This window comes from Streptomyces cynarae (genome assembly GCF_025642135.1).
Lineage (GTDB): Bacteria > Actinomycetota > Actinomycetes > Streptomycetales > Streptomycetaceae > Streptomyces > Streptomyces cynarae.
The window spans coordinates 8,677,997-8,699,346 of sequence record NZ_CP106793.1; the positions used below are offsets into that span (position 1 = coordinate 8,677,997).

Genomic DNA, 21,350 nt, shown 5'->3' on the forward strand with positions numbered 1-21,350 from the left:
GTTCGCAGCGATGCACGGCGGCACTGAAGCTATCACGAGGTTCTTCGGCCGGGTCCGGTCAGGGATGCCGCCGGCGCAAACTTGCCTGACAGAGCGTAAGTCGCCGATCTGCCCCTGTCGTATGAAGTCTTGTTCAGTTGGCGGCAGCCTGCTCAGCCGGGGCCTTGGTGTGGGCGAGGCGGTACTCGTAGGAGTCGGTGCCGGCTTGGAAAATGGCACCGTTGACGGTGAGGCGATCGACGACGGCCGCGCAGAGCCGCGGATCGGTGAAAGCCTTCGTCCAGCACTCCTTGCCGGGGGTCGCGGCGAGCTCCCCGGCCGTGGTCCTGGCCCACCTGGCCGCTCACACCGACCGCGTCCGCCTCGGCTCGGGCGGCGTCATGCTGCCCAACCATGCTCCCCTCGTCATCGCCGAGCGGGCCTGTCGGGCAAGCGGTCCATGCTGCTGCAGGGCCGTCCCCACCCAGAACGGTGCACATGGCGCGAGCGCGGAGCGGCGGCTCGTGCAGAGCCTGGGCGCGGTTGATGCAGCAGGGCCGCCGCCCGGCTGAGCAGGCCGAGCGGCCACGCAACTCTCACATTCATCGGATCAATGAACGTGAGAGATCAGGGTGGATCTCGAAGAACTCTTGACCGTTCGACGTCTCCCGTTCAAAGCGTCAAGGCATACATCCTATCTGTCGCTCAACTTGCTTATCCCCGCCGCTGTCCACCACGAGGAAGTGGTAACCCAATGGCTGTCCTGAGAAGAAGTACGGCACCGGGCGCCGCCGGCGTCCTGGCTCTGGCCGCTGCCCTGATCATCGCCCCGCCAGGGCCGGCCGCTCACGCGGTCACCGCCACGACTGCCTGGCAGTCGGGCCAGTTCAACCTCGACACCCCGAACCTGGTGCGCCGCTCGAACGTGGTGCTCGGCAGGCCCAACGGCGGACAGTCGCAGTTCATGCCGCTCGGCAACGGGACGCTGGGTGCCGCCGTCTGGGCGGCGGGTGGTTTCACCGCGCAGCTGAACCGGTCGGACACCTTGCCCGACCGCAAGTCGCCCGGATGGCTGACCATCCCGGGACTCGCCAAGCTCACCAGCGCTCCCGACTACACCGCCCATCTGGACCTGTACGACGGCACGTTCACGGAGTCCGGCGCCGGCATGACGGCGACCGTGTACGTCCGCGCCGACAAGGACGAGTTGGTCGTCGACGTCGCCGGTGCTGACCCCAGCTCCGCGCAGACGGCCCAGTTGGCGCTGTGGTCCGGCCGCTCCCCGCAGGCCCAGGCCTCCGGCTCGACAGCCACCCTGGGTGAGACCTGGACGGACAGCACCGAGCCCGGGCACACGGGAAACACCTACGGTTCGCTGGGCGCGATCACCGCGGGCGGCCGGAACGTCAGCGCGAGCGTGGTGGACTCCAAGACCGTGAAGGTCTCCTTCACCCCGAATTCGGACGGCTCCTTCCGGGTCGTCGCCGCCGCCCCGCACTGGGCCGGCGGGGACGCCCAGGCCACCGCGTCCTCCCTGCTCGGGACCGACGCCGGCGCCTCCTCGTCCACACTGGAGTCGGCGCACCTGTCGTGGTGGCACTCCTTCTGGAACCGGATCGGGCTGATCAAGTTCTCCTCATCCGACGGCAGCGCCGACTATCTGGAGAGCCTGCGGACCCTGGACCTGTACGACGCCGCGGCCGAGAGCCGGGACACCTACCCGGGCTCCCAGGCGGGCGTCGCCGACTTGTTCTCCCCGTACCAGGACACCCACAAGTGGGACCCGGCCGCCTATTGGCAGTGGAACCTCCGGATGCAGGTGCAGGCGAACCTGTCCGCGGGCGCGTTCGACCTCAACGCCCCGTACTTCCGCCTGTACCACGACAACCTGGCCACCATCCAGGCGTGGACCAAGGCGCACATGAACAACCGCGCGGGCATCTGCGTCCCGGAGACCATGCGCTTCAACGGCGTCGGCTACGAGTACGAAACCTGGCTGTCCTCCACACCCGTGCTGTGCGACTCCTCCACGGGCGCCTACTACAACGCCCGTACGATCACCACCGGGGCCGAGGTCGGCCTGTGGGTGTGGCAGCAGTACCTGATGACCGGTGACAAGTCCTTCCTGAGCACCGACTACCCGCTGATGGCCGAGGCCGCCCGGTTCCTGCTCGCGTACTCGACCACCGGCTCGGACGGCTATTTGCACACCTACCCGTCCAACGCCCATGAGACCCAGTGGGACGTCCACGACCCCACCACCGACATCGCGGCCATGCAGGCCCTGTTCCCCGCCACCGTGCAGGCGGCACAGACCCTCGGACAGGACGCCGACCTCGTCACCCAGCTGAACGCCGCGATCCCCAAGATCCGGCCGTTCGCCCGCACCGACGCCTCGACGCAGTCGCAGTTGCTCTCCCCCTCCGACGACGCGGTCGGCAACGACGTCATCGCCGCCTCCTACGACCCGACCGCCGCCAAGCACAACACCGAGAACATCGGCCTGGAGCCGGTGTGGCCCTACAACCTGATCGGCGACTCGGCCGGCATGTCCGACTTGGCCAAGCGCACATACACCAACCGCCCGAACAAAATGGTCAACGACTGGAGCAACGACCCGATCCAGGCCGCCCGACTCGGTCTGGGCAGTGAGGTCGCGAGCACGCTGACCGGTCTGACGGAGAAGTACCAGACGCTGCCCTCCGGTCTGGCGACCTTCTCGGGCAGCGAACCCTATGCCGAACAGCAGGGCGTGGCGTCGGCCGCGCTCGGTGAGGCGCTGGTGCAGGACTACGACGGGCTGTTGCGCATCGCCCCCGCGCTGCCGTCCGGCTGGGACGCGGACGGCACGGTGTTCATCCAGGGCGGCCACAAGGTCTCCGTCCAGGTCCACGGAGGCACGATCACCACGGTCGGCATCAACGCCGGCTCCACCGGCACCGTCAAAGTCCGCAACCCCTGGCCGGGCCGGCAGGTCGAGGTCGTCGACGGCAGTGACGAGAGCACCGTGGTGGTGGCCCCGACCACCGACTCACAGTTCTCGGTCCCGGTCACGAACGGCCACTCCTACCTGATCCAGCAGCCGTCCGACCCCGTCAGCGCGCGCACCGTCGCCTCGGTGACCGGCACCCCGGCGGAGCAGGTGCGCACGCTCGGCTCGGTGTCGATCGGCCTGCCCGCCACGAGCAAACTGGTCAGCGTTGCTTCGGGCCGCTGCCTGGACGACCCGGGCGGCAGCACCACGGCCGGCACCCGGGTCGACATCTACGACTGCGGCACCGGGGCGAACCAGCAGTGGACCTACACCTCGGGCAAGGCACTGACCACCGAAGGGCTGTGCCTGGACGCCAGCGGCGGCGGAACGACACCGGGCACAAAGGTCATCCTGTGGACCTGCAAGGACAGCGCCAACCAGCAGTGGACGCCCCAACCGGACGGCACCATCCGTGGCGTCCAGTCAGGTCTGTGCCTGGACGTGACCAACGGTGCCACCGCCAACGGCACACTTATGGAGCTGTGGACCTGCACTGCCTCCGCCAACCAGCGCTGGACGACGAGCTGAACCACATGAGCTGACGAGCCGCCCGAGGGCCGGCGCCGCCAACCAGCCTGCGGGGTCGGCCCTCTGCCGCACGGGGCGATGGGGCGGGCCGGGTGCGTGCTGGACACCGCCGCCGTATTGACTGCCTCCGTCAGGTGCGGGCGGGGCGGGGATCGGCGACAAGGGCGAGGGCGGCTTGCCGGAAGGAGTCGGCTGCTTTCTTCGGGTCGCCCAGGTAACCGCCCACCATCGCCCCGTCGCGCAGGGCGACCAGGGTGTCGGCAGTATGCTCCGGCACCGGGTGGTCACCGAGGCGGAGGATTTCGGCGATGGCCTCCCGGAACCAACTGCGGTGCTCGAGCACGGCCTGATGGACGGGGCTCTGTTTGTCCGGATACTCGGCTGCGGCGTTGATGAAGGGGCAGCCACGGAATCCCGGGCCGCATATCTCCGCGCCGATACCCCCGAGCATCAAGTTCAGGGCATCCGCCGCGGTGGCTGCCTCGGCCGTGACCTCCGCCACGCGGCCGCGGATGCGCTGATCCTCGGCCTGCAGGTACGCACGGACCAGGTCTTCCTTGCTGGGGAAGTGGCGGTAGAAGGTGGCTCGCGTTACCTGGGCCTCCTCCACGACCCGGTCCACACCTACGGAGCGGATCCCCTCTGTGTAGAACAGCCGGGCGGCAGTGGCGAGCAGCCGCTCGCGTGGGACGGACCGTGGGGTCGTCTTCCGGTGGTTGCTCTCGGCTGGCACGTTCATATCCTACCGGCCACCTTTCCGGGGCGATCATGTTACGGCGGCGCACCGAGCGACGGCGCCCCGGCCTTCGGAAGGGCGGACTTGCCGCCCGTTCCTGGGAGACCGAGGAAGCGCGGGATCAGCGGCCGACGCTGTGGGCGGCGTTCAGAATCACCTTCGAGACGGCGTTCGGATTGGTGAGCAGGACGTCGTGGGGAGCGTTGACGCCGCTGGTGTGGGCGTGCGCCCGAGCGGCCATGTAACGCTGCGCGGCCGACGGGATCACGTGGTCGTCGTTCGCCACCAGGTACCACGACGGCGTGGTCCGCCATGCCGGAGTCCCGGAGGGCTCGCTCAGCGCCTCGGCGGTGACTGGGCGCTGGGCGGCGGCGAGCACCGCCGCCTCGCCGGCGCTGACCCGGTCGCTGAGGAAGACGTCCCGGAACTTGTCAGGCTTCAGGTACAGGTCGACCTGCGTCGTGCCGCCCTCGGTGTAGGGCACGGCGTTCAGAGCGGTGGGGACCGGCGCCTTGGGGTCGTCCGTGATGCGGGTGCCCGGGAACTTCGTCACCAGCTGGAAGGCGGTCTCGCCCTTGGCGGGTGCGAGGGCGGCGATGTAGACCAGGGCCCGGACATCGGAGTTGCCCGCGGCAGCCTCCGAGATCACGGATCCGCCGTAGGAGTGGCCGACCAGGACGATGGGGCCGCTGATGGTCTTCAGGTAGGCGGCGAGGTAGTTCGCATCGCCCGAGAGGCTGCGCAGCGGGTTGGCGGGGGCGACCACCCGGTAGCCGTCGTGCTGAAGCTGCTTGGTGACGGAGCTCCAGCTGGAGGAGTCCGCCAGCGCGCCATGGACCAGGACCACGGTCGGCTTCTGGTGCTGCACGGCGGGGGACGACGCCTGGGCGGACTGGACGAGGGCCGCAGCGGTGGCGAGGCCGGCCACGGCGGTCACGGCGGCTATGGACAAGGATCGACGATGCATGGCTCTGCTTTGCTCTGGGGGAGGAGGGACATGGTGAGTGGGTGCCGCCCGAGGGCGAGCGCCGGCCTAGCGTCGGGTCAGGGACTGGTCGGCGGCCCATGCGAGAGCGAAGTCGGCGACTTCCTCCCACCCGCTCTGGCCGACGATGAAGTGCGAGCGGCCGGGGAACTCCCGGTAGTCGGTGGTCGCCGAGGACTTGCGGTAGAGGCGAACGTTGGCCTCGTTGACCTTCGGCGGCACGATGTGGTCGGAGCCGCCCGCGATGAACAGCAGCGGTGCGCGGTCCGGATTGCGGGGATCGAGGCGCGTGGCCGCGTTGGGATTGAAGTTCGCGAAGGCGCCCTGGAACAGCACCCGCGCCGACCCCGGGACGTGGTAGCGCTCGTAGGCGGCCCGTGCTTCCTGCTCGCTGAGCGTGTTGGCGAACGCGTAGCGGAACTGCGGGAACGTCAGGCCGACGGCCTTGTTGCGGTTGGCCGGGTTGCGCAGTAGCGGCCAGGCCGAGCGAAGCGTGGACAGCGGGAGCGGCAGGACGCCCTTGACCCCGGCGGAGTCGATGGCCACGCCCGCGGCACCCAGCCCGCGGTCGAGCAGGAGCTGGACGATCGCTCCACCGAAGGAGTGTCCGATCAGGATGGGCGGCCGGTCCAGGGTCCGGATCACCTGCTCGTACTGGTCCACGATTTCTCGCAGGCCGACACCTGCGATCGGTGAAGGATCTGCTCGGAGGTCCTCGACCTCCTTCTCGACCCCGGGCCACGCCGGAGCGATCACCTGGAGGCCCTGGGCGCTGTAGCGCTCCACCCAGTGCTCCCAGCTGCGCGGGGTCATCCAAAGGCCGTGGACGAGGACGATCGCGGGCACGTCGTGCTCGTGGGTGAATGTCATGCCGGCTCCGGGAGAGAGAACGTTCTTTCTACCAGCGAGGCTAAGCACGTCCGACAGTCGAAGTCAAGCGATGCAGGAGCGCAGTCGTGAACGCAGGTCGACCGGGTGACCAGCGCGTCAGCAAAAAATCCGGAGCCCTTCCTGGCCGACAGAGCGGAATGCCGCGCGCTTTCGTGAAGGCGGTCGATCGACGGGAGACGCCGCCCGGACTCGGAGCCACCAGCAGGTGGCTCCGCCGGCCGAGCGCGTCGCGAGCAGGTCGCGGCCGGCGCAGCCGCGGTCGGCCACCGTCGATTTCAATACCGGCCCGATCAGGACGGTCGGGTTATTCCGTTCAGGCGGACGACGACCATGGCGATGTCGTCCTTGGCGCCGCCGGTGAGGTCGAGGCGGGCGAGGAGGGCGTCGGCGAGGTGCTCCGCGCCGAAATCGGTGCAGGTGGCGAGCGTGGAGGTCAGGCGGGTCAGGCCTGCGTCGATGTCCTCACCGCGGCGTTCGATCAGGCCGTCGGTGTAGAGGATGAGGGTGTCGCCGGGAGCGTAGGTCGTGGTGGCCTGGGGGCGGGGGACGTGTTCGGGGCGGGCACCCAGCGGTGGGTCGGTCGCCTGGTCGAGCAGCTCGAAGGTGCCGTCCGGGTGCAGCAGGACGGGCGGAGGGTGGCCGGCGCTGCTGTAGATGAGCAGATGGCTGTGGCGGTCGACGACGACCTGGACGGCGGTGGCGGCCATTGCTCCGTCGATAGAGCGCGCGTACAGCCCCAGGACCTCCAGGGCCTGTGCAGGACCGTGGACGGTGCGGATGGCGGCACTCAGCGCGCTGCGGAGCATTCCCATGACGGTGGCGGCCATCAGCCCATGGCCGACCACATCACCGACCGCCACAGTGAAGCGGTCCCCGGGCAGGTCGACCGCGTCGTACCAGTCGCCGCACACATTCAGTGACCCGGCCGCCGGCAGGTACCGCACGGCGACGTCCGGGTGCCGGGCCAGATCCGGGGAGTGGAGCATGGCTTCTTGCAGGGCGACGGCGATGCGCCGTTCACGGGCGTGGGCCTGCCGCAGTTCCTCGTTGAGCCGCTGCAGTTGCCGCGCCCGGGCGTACAGCTCGGCTTCCATGGCCGCTTCCCGGCCGGGGCTGACCGACGGCAGGTGCGCCGTGCGGCGGGCGCGGACGACATCGGTCATGTCCTCGGACCGGTGGATGATCCAGGCGACCTTTCCGTCCGGGCCGAGGACGGGCACGTTGATCGCGGTCCACCATCGCTCCTTGAACACCTCGGGGTTGTCGGCGACCGGGATGTCGTACTTCTGCAACGCCATGTGATCGGTCTGGCCCGAGGACAGGACACGGTGCAGTGAGGCTTTCAGCGTCGCCACCCCGTCGGCTTCCGGGTCGGCCGGGTTGTCCGGGAAGGTGTCGAAGAGGTACTGCCCGAGCAGCTCCACCCGGCTCCGTCCGGTCACCTCGCAGAAGGCCGGGTTGGCGTCGGCGATCACCAGGTCCGTGCCGAGCACCAGGCACGGGCTCGGGAGGGCGGTGAACACCGCCGTGTAGTCGATCTCCGGTGCCGCCACGCGCTTTCCCTGTGAGTTGCTCCTTCTTCAATTTACGAAATGCCCGGCCCCCGCGCCTGCCGGGCGTACTCATGGGCAGTGGGTGGCGGCTGTGTACGCTCATCCGGCGCGTGATCGGAATCTCCCTCGTTGTGGTCTGTGGTGACGGGAGTGAACGACGGCTCAGGCCCACGGTGACGCGCTCGCCCCGCCCCACGACGTGGGCCGGCCCTTCTACGGGAGCGCCCGAATCGGCTGCACGCTGCGCATCCGGACCGAAGCCGACATCGCCCGACGCCCGGGATCCCGGCGGGGCGCGGGCGGACCTGGCAACTCCACGCCGGCGGCGGAACGTAAGCTGCCGCCATGACCGAGATCCAGGCCGTAACGCCCCATGAAGCCTTCGAGCTGCTGCTGGCCGGTAACCAGCGGTTCGTCGCGGGTGCCCCGGAGCACCCGAACCAGGACGCCACCCGCCGCACTGAGGTGGCTCCGTCCCAGCGGCCGTTCGCCGTGCTGTTCGGGTGCTCCGACTCCCGCCTGGCCGCAGAGATCATCTTCGATCGCGGTCTGGGCGATCTCTTCGTGGTGCGCACCGCCGGCCACGTCATGGGCCCGGAAGTGATCGGCAGCATCGAGTACGGCGTCGACGTGCTGGACTGCCCGTTGGTCGTGGTCCTCGGTCACGACTCGTGCGGCGCGGTCGGCGCGGCGTGCGCCGCGCTGGAGGACGGCATGGCGCCGGCCGGTTACATTCGGGACGTCGTTGAGCGAGTCACTCCCAGCGTGCTGGCAGCCAGGGCCGCCGGACGCATGAGGGCCGACGAGATCCTCGCCGAGCACATAAGGCACACCGTCGACCTGCTGCTGGACCGCTCCCGCCTCTTGGCCGAGCGGGTCGGCGCCGGTGAGGCCGCCGTCGTGGGCCTGTGCTACAGCCTGGCCGACGGCACCGCACGCCTCGTCGCGGCCCGCGGCCTGGACACGCCCGTCGCCTCGGCGCCGTAAGGATCAGGCAAGGTCACGAGCTTGCAGCGGTGGCCGCTGAGCACTTCGCCGACCCTGTCCGGCGCCACGGTCGCACACGGCGTGGGCGATGTCGTCGGACACGGCGTCCGAGCCTCGGCCACCATGAGGCGCCTCCCTACCGCTGTCCTCACACTCGCTGAGGTCGACGATCCGCCCGACGAGCTGCTCACGCAGCTTGACAACCTCGTCCTGCGCCTCGACCGCGCGGCGGGCCCGGCCTCCCACGAGCCCGACGCCCACGTCCCGGTCGGCGGTCTCGACGAGGCCGTCGGCGAACAGGGCGATCAGGCTGCCTTCGAGAGCGGGTGTCGGCACCGTTGCGCCGGACTTCCTGAAAGACGGCCCCGGCCAGCCGGTCATCGGCCACACGGGGCACTTTCCCCGATGACGTCTTCGGCGCCCGTTCCGTGAACGGAAGCGGTAGGCCGTCCGCGAATGGCGCCTGGGCGGCTGCGATCGGAGATATCTAGGCTGACACTGATACGGAAGGGGCGGTGCCATGGATGCCGAGTCCCGGATCAGAGCCGCGATCGAGGAGCATTGGCGGGCTTCGGAACGAGGAGACATCGAGTCCGAGCATGCGATCTACGCTGCGGACGCGATGCTGGACTATCCGCAGTCGGATGAGCGTTTCCGGGGCCGCGAGACGATCGCGGCGCAACGCGGCGGGCACCCGGCCGACCGGCAGCGATATGGGTGAGCGAATGCGTCATCATTTACGACGGTGCGCCTTCGTACTCGGTGAGCGTCATGGAATTCGCCGGCCAGCAGGTCGTGCACGAGACGCAGTACTTCGCCGGTCCTTTCGGCGCGCCCGCGTGGCGGGCCGCGCTGGCAGAGTCGATGCCGGGGCGGACTGTCCGGGAGACCTGATTCGGCCTTGTCCGGCACGGTCGGCCTGTCGGGTTTCGGCGATTGCCTGAGCTCGCCGAATACTCACAATGCGTCAGGCGCGCTTGCCGTCACTTGTGGTGTGTGTGGTGCGGAAGCGTGCCCGGTAGGCCCCCGGCGTGATGCCGAGATTGCGCGCGAAGGCCCGGCGCAGGGACTCAGGTGACCCGAAGCCGGTGCGCCGGGCCACCGTGGCCATGGGGTCGTCGCTGTCTTCCAGCATCGCCTGGGCGGCTTCCATGCGGACCTGCTCGACGTAGCGGGCCGGGGTCGTGGTCATCTCGTCGTGGAACAGGCGTGTCATGTGGCGGGTGCTCACACCCGCCCGGCGCGCCATGGCGGCAAGGGTGTGTGGGGCAGCCGGGTCCTCGGCGACCGTGTCCAGGACCCGGCGCAGCATCTCCTGTCTCGCGCGCGGGGTGTGGGTACGGACACTGAACTGCGACTGGCCTCCCGGCCGCTGCATGAACACGACCATGTCCTTGGCCACAGCGCGGGCGACATCGGCGCCGAGGTGCTCCTCGACCAGGGCGAGCGAGAGGTCGATGCCCGAGCTGACGCCCGCGGACGTCATGATGTGGCCGTCGCGCACGAACAGGGCGTCCGCCTCTACGGTCACCTGCGGGTAGCGAAGAGCGAGCTGGTCGGCGAAACGCCAGTGCGTGGTCGCCTTGCGTCCGTCGAGCAGTCCGGCCGCGGCGAGGAGGAAGGCTCCGGTGCAGATGGACGCGGTGCGGCAGCTGCGCGCGTCGAGCGCCCTTATGGCGTCCAGCAGGGCGTCGTCCTTGATGAGGGAGGGCCACTCCGGGCCGCCGGGGATGACGACCACACCGCCGGCCTCCTGCACCTGCGCGGCAGCCAGGTCGACGCGCAGTCCGGTGCCGGATGCGGTGACCACGTCGGCGCCGTCCGGGGATACCGTGCGCACGCGGTAACGGCCACCGAATTCGTTGGCCGTCGTGAACACCTCGATCGGGCCGGTGACGTCGAGCAGCCGTACGCCGGGGAAGACCAGCACGCTCACCAGCAGCGGCTTCCTGCCTGACGGCATGTCCTTCATCGTGCGCCTTCCGGACGGACTGGGACCCACAGCGGAGGACACCATCATCCGCCCGGCGACGCCCGCCCGCTTCCGTACGAGTGTCGTCCGCCTCCACGCGGCATGATGCTGCGTTCCGTTGTGTGGGTCGAGGCGTCGGGTTTCGGCGCCTCACCCGCTTTCAGCGGTCGCCTGCCGTCTCGTCATGGCCGCGCATGCGGCCACAACACACTCGGATCAGGACATCGAGGCATCCGGCGGGCACTCGGCAACGGGCCTGCACGGTGCTCGATGTCCTGGTGTGAGGGCGTCATGGCGCGTGCTGTTCTGTGGCGGGAGCCGTGCTTCGCCATAGCGTCGAGGGTCCCAACAGGCCGACGGTCCCGGTGGCGGCCCGTGGGCTGCTGACGGCGGTCCGGCCGGTCACCGTCGCTGAACGTGGCGGTGACGAATCCGACACGAGAAGAGAAGGCACTCCGCGCCGTGACACCCCACGCCAGTACCAGCCGAGCGGTCCCCTCCCAGGTCGACCCGGCCCGGAGATCGTCCGTGCATCTCGGAGACCAGCCGGACGAAGCGAACGGCAGGGAACGGGGCCGACTCGGTCCCGGCTGGTTCGCGGCCGTCATGGGCAGCGGGATCGTCGCCGTCGCGGCCGCCACCCTGCCGCGCGGTTTCCCCGGGCTCAGTGAGGCCGCCACGGTGGTCTGGGCGGGGACCGCGGTGCTGCTGATCGTGCTCGCCGGCAGCTATATCGGGCAGCGGACGCTGCGGGCGCATGCCGGTGATCCGGTACTGGCCCAGTTCTTCGGGGCACCGCCGGTGGCGCTGCTCACCGTCGGGGCCGGGACGCTGCTGCTCGGCCGGCGGCTGATCGGGGAGCGTGCGGCGGTGGATGTGGACTGGGTGCTGTGGTCGGCTGGTACGGTGCTGGGTCTTGCCACCGCGTGCACGGTTCCGTATGTGATGGTCACGCGGCACCGTTTCACGCCGGACGCGGCGTTCGGCGGCTGGCTGCTGCCGGTGGTGCCGCCGATGGTCTCCGCCGCGACGGGCGCGCTGCTCGTCCCGCGCGCGCCGGCCGGGCAGGTGCGGCTGGCCCTGCTGCTGGGCTGCTACTCGATGCTCGGGCTCGGGCTGGTCGCGGTCCTGCTGGTGCTGGCCATGGTCTACAGCCGCCTGGTGCATCATGACGCGCCCGGCGGTGCGGTGGTGCCCACGGTCTGGATCGGTGTGGGGGCGCTGGATCAGGCGGTGACGGCGCTCGGGACGCTGGCCACGGCGGCTCCGAGCGCGCTGCCCGACACGTACGCGCGCGGCAGTGCGGTCGCAGCGCTCCTGGGTGGACTCGGGATCTGGGGCTTCGCCCTGCTGTGGCTCGTGTTGGCCACGACGCTGACCGTACGGGAAATCCGCAGGGGGCTGCCCTTCGCAGCCACCTGGTGGTCCTTCATCTTCCCCCTCGGTGCCTGCGTCACCGGCACCAGCGCGCTCGCCGCCCGTACCGGCTCGCAGCTGTTCGTCTGGATCGCTGTTGTCCTGTACGCCCTGCTCGTCGCCGCCTGGGCGGTGGTCGCCTGGCACTCCCTGCGCCATGCCGTCCGACAGCGTGAGCGCGCCCGCCGATGACATGCCCCGTGCACCGCTCCGCATGACGCGGACGCAATGCGAACCCGGCTGCCTGCCGACGGGCAGCCGGGTTCGCGCTGCACCGGAACCCGTGCCCATGGCAGCTCCCCGGGCGCCGTCGAGGCCGTGCTCTGCGGGCGGGCCGCCCGTCCCGCACCAGCGGATCCGTGCGCGGTCGTGGGGCGGGCCCGGAGCTTGGCGGCGACCATGGCGGCGAACACGACAGCCCAGAGCATTGTTGCGATCACCGAGGTAGTGCAGTCCCAGCTCGCAGAAGACCGAGTGCGGCATCACGGACTCGGCGCGGCCGTCTCCCAGGCCCGCTTTCAGGCCCTCCTTGATGTCTTCCTGGGCCGTGTGCGGGGTGCGGTACAGCGTCCGCCCCGGCGCGCCGGCACCCTCGAGCGCCTGTTTGCCACGGCCGGCCATACGCTCGTAGCCGGCGTGGGTGCGCAGGGCCGCCAGGTGCCGGGCAAGGCCGCCCACGGTCAGTGCGTACGAACGTCCGTTGCCGATGACGACGATCACCAACGGCCGCTCCGGTGCCGCCGCGATGTTGTTGAGGGGCCTCCCAGGCCTGCCCTCCGGTGAGTGCTCCATCGCCGACGACGGCGACGATGTGCGGGTCCGACTCTCCCGTGAGCTGAGCGGCCTTGGCCATGCCGTCGGCGTACGACAGGGCCACCGACGCGCGGCAGCGCTCGATGTGGTCGTGCGCGGACCCCTCCCGGCTGAGGTGTCCGGAGAGCCCGCTGCGCCGCCGCAAGCCGGAGGACTCACCGGCCGCCCCGTCACGATCTTGTGGATGTACGCCCGGTGCCCGACGTCCCACAGCAGCCGGTCGCGCGGGGAGTCGATGACCCGGTGCAGTGCCAGGGTCGGTTCCACGACGCCGAGGTCGGGCCCAGATGGGCTCCCGTGACCGCGACATGGCGATCAGGAAGGCGCGGATCTCCCCGGCCGGCCGACCGACCGGCTCTGGATGGCTCAGACCCTCACTGGAAGGCCGATGCCACGAGAGCCTTCTGCTCCACGGCGTGCCGGCGGGCCGAGCCGACCGCGGGCGCGGGCGCCTCGGGCCGGCTCACGCACTCCACAGCATGCCGGGCCAGCCGGTACAGACGCGGCGCGACGAACGACCACGCACCCTGGTTCTCCGGCTCCTCCTGCACCCACCGCACGTCCGCGGCCGAAGGGAAGCGGGCGAGTTCCACAGCGAGTTCCTTGTCGGGGAACGGGTAGAGGCGCTCCACGCGGACGATCGCCGTGTCGGTGGACCCCACGGTGTGCCGGTGGGCGTCGAGGTCGTAGAAGACCTTGCCCGAGCACAGCAGCACGCGCGTGACCCGGGCCGGGTCCGCGGTGTCGTCCGGAAGGACCGGGCGGAAGCCGCCCTGGGTGAACTCGGCCAGGGGGGAGGTGGCCGCCTTGGACCGCAGCATCGACTTCGGGGTGAAGACCACCAGTGGCCTTCGGCCGCCCAGAGCCTGCTGCCTGAGCAGATGGAAGTAGTTGCCCGGCAGGGAGGGCAGGGCCACGGTCATGTTGTCCTGCGCGCACAGCTGAAGGAAGCGCTCGATCCGGGCGGAGGAGTGGTCCGGACCCTGGCCCTCCAGGCCGTGGGGCAGCAGCAGCGTCACCGCGGAGCGCCGGCCCCACTTCTGCTCGGACGAGGCAAGGTACTCGTCGACGACCGTCTGCGCGCCGTTGGCGAAGTCCCCGAACTGGGCTTCCCACAGCACGAGGGCTTCGGGGCGGGCCTGCGCGTAGCCGTATTCGAAGGCCAGCGCCGCCAGTTCGGACAACATCGAGTCGTACGGTGCGAAGCGCGCGGCCTGCGGGCTGAGGGAGTTCAGCGGCGTGTGCTCCGCGCCCGTACGCCGGTCGGTCAGTACGGCGTGGCGCTGGCCGAACGTTCCGCGCCGCGAGTCCTGCCCGGCCAGCCGCACCGGGACGCCCTCCAGCAGCAGCGAACCGATCGCCAGTGTCTCCGCGGTGGCCCAGTCGACCGTGCCGGTGTCGAGAGTCGCCGCACGCCGGCGGAGCTGCGGCAGGACGCGCGGGTGCACGGTGAAGCCCCGCGGCAGCTCGGTCTGCGATGCGATGACCTGCCGGGCGGTCGCCTCGTCGATCGCGGTCGCCGTGCGCTGGGTGGACCCCTGTCCGACGCCGGTGCAGGGAAGGTCCTCGGCCGGTGCGGGAGCGGGCAGCGCCCGGGTCTCGGCGAAGGCCCGTTCGAGGTGATCCTGGTAGTTGCGGCGGGCGCCGTCCACCTGTCGTTCGCCGATGTCCCCGCGGCGTACCAGGGCTTCGGCGTACAGCGTACGCGCCGAAGCCTTGGCGTCGATGCGCTCGTACATCACCGGCTGCGTGATGGACGGGTCGTCGACCTCGCTGTGCCCATGGCGCCGGTAACAGACCAAATCGACCACGACGTCCTTGTGGAACGTCTGGCGGTAGTCGAAGGCCAGCCGCGCGACCCGGTCGACGGCTTCCGGGTCGTCGCCGTTGACGTGGAAGATCGGGGCCTCCACCATCCGTGCCACATGGGTGGCGTATGTACTCGAACGGCCGTTGGCAGGCAGGGTGGTGAAGCCGACCTGGTTGTTGACCACCACGTGGACAGTCCCGCCCGTGCGGTAGCCCGGCAGCTGCGACATGTTCAGGGTCTCGGCGACCACGCCCTGGCCGGCGAAGGCCGCGTCGCCGTGGACGACGACCGGCAGTACGGGGAAGGGCTCGCCGTCGTCCGCGGCCAGGTCCTGCTTGGCGCGCACCACCCCCTGGGCCACCGGCCCCACTATCTCCAGGTGCGAGGGATTCGCCACGACCGAGACGGCGATGGTGCCGCCGTCCAGGGCACGGTAGGTGCCCTCCGCGCCGAGGTGGTACTTCACGTCCCCGGAGCCCTGGACCGACCGGATGTCCACCGCGTCCTCGAACTCGTCGAAGATCTGGCTGTAGGACTTGCCGATGATGTTGGCCAGGACGTTGAGCCGGCCGCGGTGCGCCATCCCGATGACTGCTTCATGGACACCGGCTTCGATGGCCCGGAGCAACAGGGCGTCGAGCAGCACGATGGCCGACTCGCCGCCTTCGAGCGAGTACCGCTTCTGGCCCACGTACTTTGTCTGCAGGAACGTCTCGAAGGCTTCCGCGGCCCCCAACCGGTAGAGGATCCGCAGCTGCCCGGCGCGGTCCGGCCGGCGCTGCGGCCCCTCGACGTGCTGCTGGATCCAGCGGCGTTCCCGGGAGTCCTGGATATGCATGTACTCGAACCCGGCAGTGCGGCAGTAGAACTCCCTCAACGCGCCGAGCACTTCGTCCAGTGTCATAGTGGAGTGCCCGGCGAACCCGTCCACGACGAAGTCCTCCGCCCGGTCCGAGTCGTTGAGTCCGAACGCGGCGATGTCGAGCTCCGGATGTGTGGCGGCGGTCTGCGCCATGAGCGGGTCCGTGCCGGCCATCAGGTGCCCACGCACGCGATACGCGTGGATGAGTGCCGCGACCCGGACCGCCTTGAGCGCCGCCTCGTCGCTGTCCTTGTGCCTCGGAGCCGAGGCGGTACGTGAGGCCGCGGCGGCCGGGGACACCAGGGTTGCGAAGAAGTCCCTCCACGTCTGGTCGACCGAGTCGGGGTTGTGGAGGTAACGCCGTCGCTGCTCGTCCACGACCCATGCGTTGAGCCCGAAGTCCAGCCCGTGAGACGCTGATCGAGCGGTGTCTGATTGCGACGCCATGGCGCGAACGCCTTCTTTCCTGTGCGAAGCCTTCGGACGGCGGACGCGGCCGCGACAGTCGTCCGCCTGCGTGTCCCGTGTCCGACGACTTCGCATCCGTTGCGGAGACCGACCCGTTCGACCGCGTCTCACTGAGGACGCTAGGACGCCGGGAGTGCGGAGACGGATGGCCGGGCGGGCCACAACGGCCTCACATCAGGACATCGGCCGGGCGACGGCCTGCTGTCTGCTGTCGTCGCACGGTCGGGGCCCGCGGGCGGATGACGCTGCGTCCTGATCCGGGGGCTTCGTGTCCGTCCGGCGCGGGATCGGTGTCGTAGGGAATCTGGTTGTGACGATGCGGCCCGGGCTTGCGGCCGGAGAACCGACTCTTGGGAAGGCACATGATCGACGACCATCCGCCGGACACCATCCGGGGGCAGTCTCCAGGGATCCTGCGGACTTTGGGCTTCGTGCACGGTCAGTTGCGGGCACTGCACGGTCTGTCGCTCCACGGATACCTCATTCTTGGTGCGCTCGCCGAAGCCGCGAGCGGATCTGTTCCCGTGGCCCAGCTGGCGGCTTTCCTCCATGAATCCGGGGACCGAATGTCCTACCTCCTCAGGGGTCTGCAGGCGGCCGGGCTGATTGACCGCCATCGTCGTGCCGCGGACCGCAGGACGGTCGAGGTCACCCTGACCGACGCGGGACGGGCCAGGTTCGCCGCCGCCGAGACGACCGCGCAGGCGCTGATGCGCCGACACCCGGGTCCCGGACCGGACACCCAGGAACGCGCAGACCGGCTCTTCCGGTAACGGCCGGATACGGCCGTGCACCGTCGGCGAGTACTTCGCCGTCGAACAGCCCCTGCTGAATGCGGCTGATCGCCAAAGGCGGGGAACGGCTGGTCCTGGACCACTACCTGGTGGCACTGGCGCGCAAGTCCGGCGCTCCGCCAGGGAGCGACTGCTTTCGAACGGGCCAAATCGGCAGGGGCCCCGGTCCACGACGCTTGGTGGGTTGCGGTCTGCAAGGCCCGGGACGACCGGGACGGTACCCGCGCCGAGGCGTTGTCACTCGGCAGGCGCATCCCGCGCGAGCGCCTGGTGGCCGGGCTCGAGGCCATGCTGCGGGCGGGTACGCCGACCGCGGACGCCGTCGCCCTGGGGGCCCGCAGGCGGCCGCAGACCTCCCTGGTCGGCGCCTGCCGGATGCTCCGGCTGCCCACCATCCGCGCGACGTTCCCGGACCTTGCCGGACAGGCCGCCCGAGCCGATGAGAGCCGACCGGGAGGTTGGGCTCAGGCGAGGTCGAACCGGTCGAGATTCATCACCTTGTTCCACGCTGCCACGAAGTCACGTACGAACTTTTCTCCCGCATCCTGAGCCGCGTAGACCTCCGAGAGGGCTCGGAGCTGGGAGTGCGCACCGAAGATCAGGTCGACGGCGGTGGCGGTCCACTTGACCTCGCCGGTGACGCGATCCCGGCCTTCGAACACGTTCTCGTCCGTAGCCGACGCCTTCCACTCCGTTCCCATGTCGAGCAGGTTGACGAAAAAGTCGTTGGTCAAGATTCCCGGCCGGTGGGTGAGGACACCGTGGGGAGATCCCTTGAAGCCGGTGTTCAGGGCCCGCATGCCGCCGATCAGCACCGTCATCTCGGGAGCGGTCAGCGTCAGCAGGTTGGCGCGGTCCAGCATGAGGGTCTCCGGCGACAGCTTCTCGCCCGCCGGAAGGTAGTTGCGGAAGGCATCCGCCTTGGGCTCCAGCACGGCGAAGGACGCCGCGTCGGTCTGCTCCTGCGAGGCGTCCGTACGCCCCGGTGCGAACGGAACCGTGATGTCGTACCCGGCGTTCCTCGCGGCCTGCTCGACGGCCGCGCACCCGCCGAGGACGATCAGGTCGGCGACGGAGACCCGCGTTCCGCCGGTCTGGGAGAGGTTGAAGTCCTGCTGGATCCGCTCGAGCGTGCGCAGTGCCTCGGTCACCTCAGGGAGGTCGTTGAGCTCCCAGTCCTTCTGCGGCGCGAGCCGGATTCGTGCTCCGTTCGCCCCGCCGCGCTTGTCGGTGCCGCGGAAGCTCGCCGCCGACGCCCAGGCGGTGGTGACCAGCTGGGAGACGGAAAGGCCCGAGGTGAGGATCCTGCCCTTGAGGGCGGCGATCTCCTCGTCCCCGACCAGTTCGTGATCGACGTCGGGAACGGGGTCCTGCCACAGCTGCGGCTCGGGAATCCACGGGCCGAGGTAACGCGAGACGGGTCCCATGTCGCGGTGCAGCAGTTTGTACCACGCCTTGGCGAACGCCACCGCCAGTTCGTCCGGGTTCTCGTGGAACCTCTTCGTGATCGGGCCGTAGACCGGGTCCACCTTCAGCGCGAGGTCCGTCGTCAGCATCATGGGGGCGTGCCGCTTCGACGGATCATGGGCGTCGCGTACGGTGTCCCGGGCCGCGGGATCCGTGGGAGTCCACTGGTGGGCGCCGGCGGGGCTGCTCGTCAGCTCCCACTCGTACCCGTAAAGATTGTCCAGGTAGCCGTTGTCCCACTTGGTCGGCTCGGTGGTCCATGCGCCCTCCAGACCACTGGTGAGTGCGTGAGGGCCACTGCCGCTGCCGTATGTGTTCCGCCAGCCGAGGCCCTGCTGCTCGATGGGGGCGGCCTCGGGTTCCGGGCCGATATAACTGGCTTCGACCGCGCCATGACACTTGCCGAAGGTGTGGCCGCCGACGATGAGTGCGACCGTCTCCTCGTCATTCATCGCCATGCGCCCGAACGTCTCCCGAACATCCCGGGCGGCCTCCATCGGGTCCGGGTTTCCGTTGGGCCCCTCCGGATTGACGTAGATCAGTCCCATCTGTACTGCGGCGAAAGGACCGGTGAGTTCCCTGTCGCCGCTGTAGCGCTCATCTCCGAGCCATGTGTCCTCCGGCCCCCAGAAGATCTCCTCGGGTTCCCAGATGTCCTCTCGTCCGAAACCGAACCCGAACGTCTTGAACCCCATGGATTCCATGGCGCAGTTTCCGGCGAAGACCAGAAGATCGGCCCAGGAGATTTTCCGGCCGTACTTCTGTTTGACCGGCCACAGCAGACGGCGGGCCTTGTCCAGGCTCGCGTTGTCAGGCCAGCTGTTGAGGGGGGCGAAGCGCTGTGCGCCGCTGCCGCCACCGCCACGGCCGTCCGCGATGCGGTACGTTCCCGCGGCATGCCAGCTCATCCGGATGAAGAGCGGCCCGTAGTGACCGTAGTCGGCAGGCCACCAGTCCTGGGATGTCGTCATCACCTCGAAGACGTCACGCTTCAGCGCGTCGACGTCGAGGGTCGCGAACTCTTTCGCGTAGTCGAAGTCCTCGTCCATGGGGTTGGATCGGGGCGAGTGCTGGTTGAGAACCTGAAGGTCCAGCTGATTCGGCCACCAGTCCCGGTTCGTCCTGGGCCGCCGAGTCGGCGTGGGCGTCGGTGACGGGATTGCTGGATTCTCGCTTTCACTGCCGGACATGCCCGTCCTTCTTTCTGTCTCGGTGTGCGTTCTGCCGGCTGCCGCTTTCGACGTCGTTGACTTTGCTGGTGTCGAGCACGTCGCCCCACGCGAGCAGCGCGCCATGACGCCCACCGGCTGGAAAATTCGCTGTGCCGCGTCCGTATGGTCGCGCACCTCAGACCACACCTCTATGAAACACGCAGAGAACCCCACATGACAGACGTGAGAGAAGGGACGGCTTTTCTGCCCCCGTGCCGATTTCCGATGCAAGGCGAATCGAATACGACAGCTCCCGACTCGCCGGAGGGGACCTGGCTGGCGGCCGCAGTAACAAGGGCAGGTGCGCTCGACCACCCACCGGTAGACGCCCAGGCCGGAGCCGTGCTCGGTGCCGCGGCGAGCGATGACGGGCACCACGCCCCGGGCGCAGATCTGCTTGCGATGACCATCGTGGTCGTAGCCGCGGTCCGCGTAGAGGGTGACCGCTCTGAGGCGAGGCCGGCCGACCCGGCCGCGGACGGGCGGGACGGCATCCAGCAGGGGCAGGAGTTGGATGACGTCGTTATGGTTCCCACGGTCAGGACGACGGCGGGCGGGGTGCCGTACCCGGAAGTGGTTGGTCAGCAGGAGTGGTGTGACCCCGTTTCGGGCTGCTGGTACTGGTCGCGGGCGGCAGTCTGGGGTGTAGGTCGTCTGGCGGGGCGGTTTTGCCGATGAGTTCACCGTCCTCGAACGGTCTATCCAGCGACACGACCGTTCTCGACAGGAGTGCCATGTCCACCATCCAGCCAGTGATCATTACGGCCGACCAAGACGTCCTGCTCGGCTTCTATACGAAGTTGTTCGGCGCCAAGGAGATCTACCGGGTACCGGAGGAAGGCCCGGCCTTCTACCTCGGCTTGCGCATCGGCGACACCGACCTCGGGCTGGTGGCCAAGACGAACCTGGGGACCGGGGCGGCACCGCGGATCCTGCTCAGCATCGGTGTCGACGACGTCGATGAGACGCTCGGCCGGGTGGAGGCTCTGGGCGGCTCGGTCCGCGGCGGCCCCAACGACATGCCGTGGGGACAGCGCGTCGCCCACATCCAGGACCCCGACGGCAACCCGGTGAACCTCACCCAGCCGATCCCGGCTCAGTGACGCTGTTCCGGGTGCTTGTGCAGGTCGAGGGCTGCCTGCGGTAGAGATCAATTGCCTGTAGTGGCCTCGACGTTCGTCAGATGGAGCCCAGGTCGGCCAAGGCGCCGAGACCGGCAGCGCGCAGGTGGGCCAGGATATGGTCGCGGCGGGCGGCGGAGATGTCGTGGGTGCGGCCGGGCCCGGCCGCCGATATCCACACCAGACGGCCCCGCTCGTCGGTCAGGGCAAGCACGGGCAGGCCGTGGCGGCGACGCTTGCCGGAGTAGTTCGGGCGGTTCGCCGTGCCGGTGCGGCGCTGGGTGGGGATGAGGGTGCCGTCGATCAGGATGGCCTCCCCGCCCCGCTTGGCGATCTTGTACAGGGCGCGGTCCAGCCGCGGGGCCCTTGCGTCGAGCAGTGCGATCAGCTCGTCCCGCCGGCGGCGCACGGTGGTGGCGGAGATGCCGTTGCCGCCGGCCATGTCGGCCAGGCGCTGATCGTGCCGCAGCACGGCCAAAACGATCACCGCGTTCGATGGTGGCCCTACTGGGCTGAGAACCGTCCGCCGACATCCGAGGCCCGGAGCCGCATCCGCTGAGGGCTGCGGCTCCGGGCCTTGCGTGGTCCCCGGACCTCTTGTGCCGACCACCCGACTGCTCGGCCGTGGCGGACGAGGTCTCAGCAGCCGCGAACGCCCGCGGCCGAATCCCGGAAGAAGGAGCTGGAGACCGACTGCCCGCTCGGGCCGCCCTCAGCGGTGCC

15 protein-coding genes and 7 pseudogenes are annotated in these 21,350 nt (G+C 69.6%); 9 read left to right on the top strand and 13 right to left on the bottom strand.

Features of this window, described 5'->3' with window-relative positions:
• Positions 1-133 precede the first annotated feature (133 nt).
• Positions 134-283, bottom strand: a pseudogene (locus tag N8I84_RS39200) (IS21-like element helper ATPase IstB); the annotation flags it as partial.
• Here N8I84_RS39200 and N8I84_RS39205 point away from each other — a divergent pair.
• Both N8I84_RS39205 and N8I84_RS39210 read left to right on the top strand, forming a co-directional pair.
• Positions 282-419: pseudogene (locus N8I84_RS39205) on the top strand (LLM class flavin-dependent oxidoreductase); the annotation flags it as partial. The pseudogenes N8I84_RS39200 and N8I84_RS39205 overlap by 2 nt on opposite strands.
• A 314-nt stretch (positions 420-733) precedes the next feature.
• Complete coding sequence (locus tag N8I84_RS39210; RefSeq protein ID WP_263234300.1) at positions 734-3,541, top strand: RICIN domain-containing protein; 2,808 nt, start codon at positions 734-736, stop codon at positions 3,539-3,541.
• Between the two features lie 130 nt (positions 3,542-3,671).
• On the opposite strand, the gene N8I84_RS39215 is transcribed toward N8I84_RS39210, so the two are convergent.
• The 4 genes from N8I84_RS39215 to N8I84_RS39230 all read right to left on the bottom strand — a co-directional run bounded on the left by N8I84_RS39215 (position 3,672) and on the right by N8I84_RS39230 (position 7,706).
• Entirely contained in the window at positions 3,672-4,280 is a 609-nt protein-coding gene (locus N8I84_RS39215) for a TetR/AcrR family transcriptional regulator (RefSeq protein ID WP_263234301.1), read from the bottom strand.
• Positions 4,281-4,398: 118 nt separating this feature from the next.
• Complete coding sequence (locus tag N8I84_RS39220) at positions 4,399-5,229, bottom strand: alpha/beta fold hydrolase (protein WP_263234302.1); 831 nt, start codon at positions 5,227-5,229, stop codon at positions 4,399-4,401.
• Positions 5,230-5,310: 81 nt separating this feature from the next.
• The gene (locus N8I84_RS39225; protein ID WP_263234303.1) at positions 5,311-6,132 is read right to left on the bottom strand and encodes an alpha/beta hydrolase; all 822 of its coding nucleotides are present in this window, start codon (positions 6,130-6,132) and stop codon (positions 5,311-5,313) included.
• A 311-nt stretch (positions 6,133-6,443) separates the two neighbouring features.
• Positions 6,444-7,706, bottom strand: a complete 1,263-nt coding sequence (locus tag N8I84_RS39230; RefSeq protein ID WP_263234304.1) for a SpoIIE family protein phosphatase — start codon at positions 7,704-7,706, stop codon at positions 6,444-6,446.
• Positions 7,707-8,051: 345 nt separating this feature from the next.
• On the opposite strand from N8I84_RS39230, the gene N8I84_RS39235 reads away from it, so the two are divergent.
• From N8I84_RS39235 to N8I84_RS39250, 4 genes and pseudogenes are all read left to right on the top strand, one after another.
• Complete coding sequence (locus tag N8I84_RS39235) at positions 8,052-8,693, top strand: carbonic anhydrase (protein WP_263234305.1); 642 nt, start codon at positions 8,052-8,054, stop codon at positions 8,691-8,693.
• Positions 8,694-8,747: 54 nt separating this feature from the next.
• Positions 8,748-8,925, top strand: a pseudogene (locus tag N8I84_RS39240) (SpoIIE family protein phosphatase); the annotation flags it as partial.
• Positions 8,926-9,213: 288 nt separating this feature from the next.
• Positions 9,214-9,414, top strand: coding sequence for a hypothetical protein (locus N8I84_RS39245; protein WP_263234306.1), 201 nt, complete (start codon positions 9,214-9,216; stop codon positions 9,412-9,414).
• A 50-nt stretch (positions 9,415-9,464) separates the two neighbouring features.
• On the top strand, positions 9,465-9,587 hold the full coding sequence (locus tag N8I84_RS39250) for a hypothetical protein (RefSeq protein ID WP_263234307.1): 123 nt from the start codon (positions 9,465-9,467) through the stop codon (positions 9,585-9,587).
• A 73-nt stretch (positions 9,588-9,660) separates the two neighbouring features.
• Here the strand turns inward: N8I84_RS39250 and N8I84_RS39255 are convergent, their stop codons facing one another.
• Positions 9,661-10,656: a GlxA family transcriptional regulator gene (locus tag N8I84_RS39255; protein WP_263234308.1), complete on the bottom strand. Its 996-nt coding sequence runs from the start codon at positions 10,654-10,656 to the stop codon at positions 9,661-9,663.
• Positions 10,657-11,193: 537 nt separating this feature from the next.
• Between N8I84_RS39255 and N8I84_RS39260 the strand changes: the two genes are divergently transcribed.
• Positions 11,194-12,273, top strand: coding sequence for a TDT family transporter (locus N8I84_RS39260; protein WP_263234309.1), 1,080 nt, complete (start codon positions 11,194-11,196; stop codon positions 12,271-12,273).
• Between the two features lie 306 nt (positions 12,274-12,579).
• Here the strand turns inward: N8I84_RS39260 and N8I84_RS43280 are convergent.
• The 4 genes and pseudogenes from N8I84_RS43280 to N8I84_RS39270 all read right to left on the bottom strand — a co-directional run.
• A pseudogene (locus tag N8I84_RS43280) lies at positions 12,580-12,873 on the bottom strand (1-deoxy-D-xylulose-5-phosphate synthase N-terminal domain-containing protein); the annotation flags it as partial.
• A 19-nt stretch (positions 12,874-12,892) separates the two neighbouring features.
• A pseudogene (locus N8I84_RS43285) lies at positions 12,893-13,105 on the bottom strand (1-deoxy-D-xylulose-5-phosphate synthase N-terminal domain-containing protein); the annotation flags it as partial.
• 11 nt (positions 13,106-13,116) lie between these two features.
• Positions 13,117-13,161 (bottom strand): annotated as a pseudogene (locus N8I84_RS43290) (hypothetical protein); the annotation flags it as partial.
• 107 nt (positions 13,162-13,268) lie between these two features.
• Positions 13,269-16,109: a multifunctional oxoglutarate decarboxylase/oxoglutarate dehydrogenase thiamine pyrophosphate-binding subunit/dihydrolipoyllysine-residue succinyltransferase subunit gene (locus tag N8I84_RS39270; RefSeq protein ID WP_313884324.1), complete on the bottom strand. Its 2,841-nt coding sequence runs from the start codon at positions 16,107-16,109 to the stop codon at positions 13,269-13,271.
• 287 nt (positions 16,110-16,396) lie between these two features.
• Between N8I84_RS39270 and N8I84_RS39275 the strand changes: the two genes are divergently transcribed.
• Positions 16,397-16,807 (top strand): MarR family winged helix-turn-helix transcriptional regulator, encoded by a 411-nt coding sequence (locus tag N8I84_RS39275; RefSeq protein WP_263234311.1) that lies wholly within the window; start codon positions 16,397-16,399, stop codon positions 16,805-16,807.
• 485 nt (positions 16,808-17,292) lie between these two features.
• Here the strand turns inward: N8I84_RS39275 and katG are convergent, their stop codons facing one another.
• Complete coding sequence (katG, locus tag N8I84_RS39280; protein WP_263235026.1) at positions 17,293-19,485, bottom strand: catalase/peroxidase HPI; 2,193 nt, start codon at positions 19,483-19,485, stop codon at positions 17,293-17,295.
• 321 nt (positions 19,486-19,806) lie between these two features.
• Positions 19,807-20,037: pseudogene (locus N8I84_RS39285) on the bottom strand (IS5/IS1182 family transposase); the annotation flags it as partial.
• 203 nt (positions 20,038-20,240) lie between these two features.
• Between N8I84_RS39285 and N8I84_RS39290 the strand changes: the two are divergent.
• A complete protein-coding gene (locus N8I84_RS39290) occupies positions 20,241-20,609 on the top strand; it encodes a VOC family protein (RefSeq protein WP_263234312.1) in 369 nt (122 codons plus the stop codon).
• Positions 20,610-20,685: 76 nt separating this feature from the next.
• On the opposite strand, the gene N8I84_RS39295 is transcribed toward N8I84_RS39290, so the two are convergent.
• Positions 20,686-21,114, bottom strand: a complete 429-nt coding sequence (locus N8I84_RS39295) for a transposase family protein (protein WP_263234313.1) — start codon at positions 21,112-21,114, stop codon at positions 20,686-20,688.
• Positions 21,115-21,350: the final 236 nt, after the last annotated feature.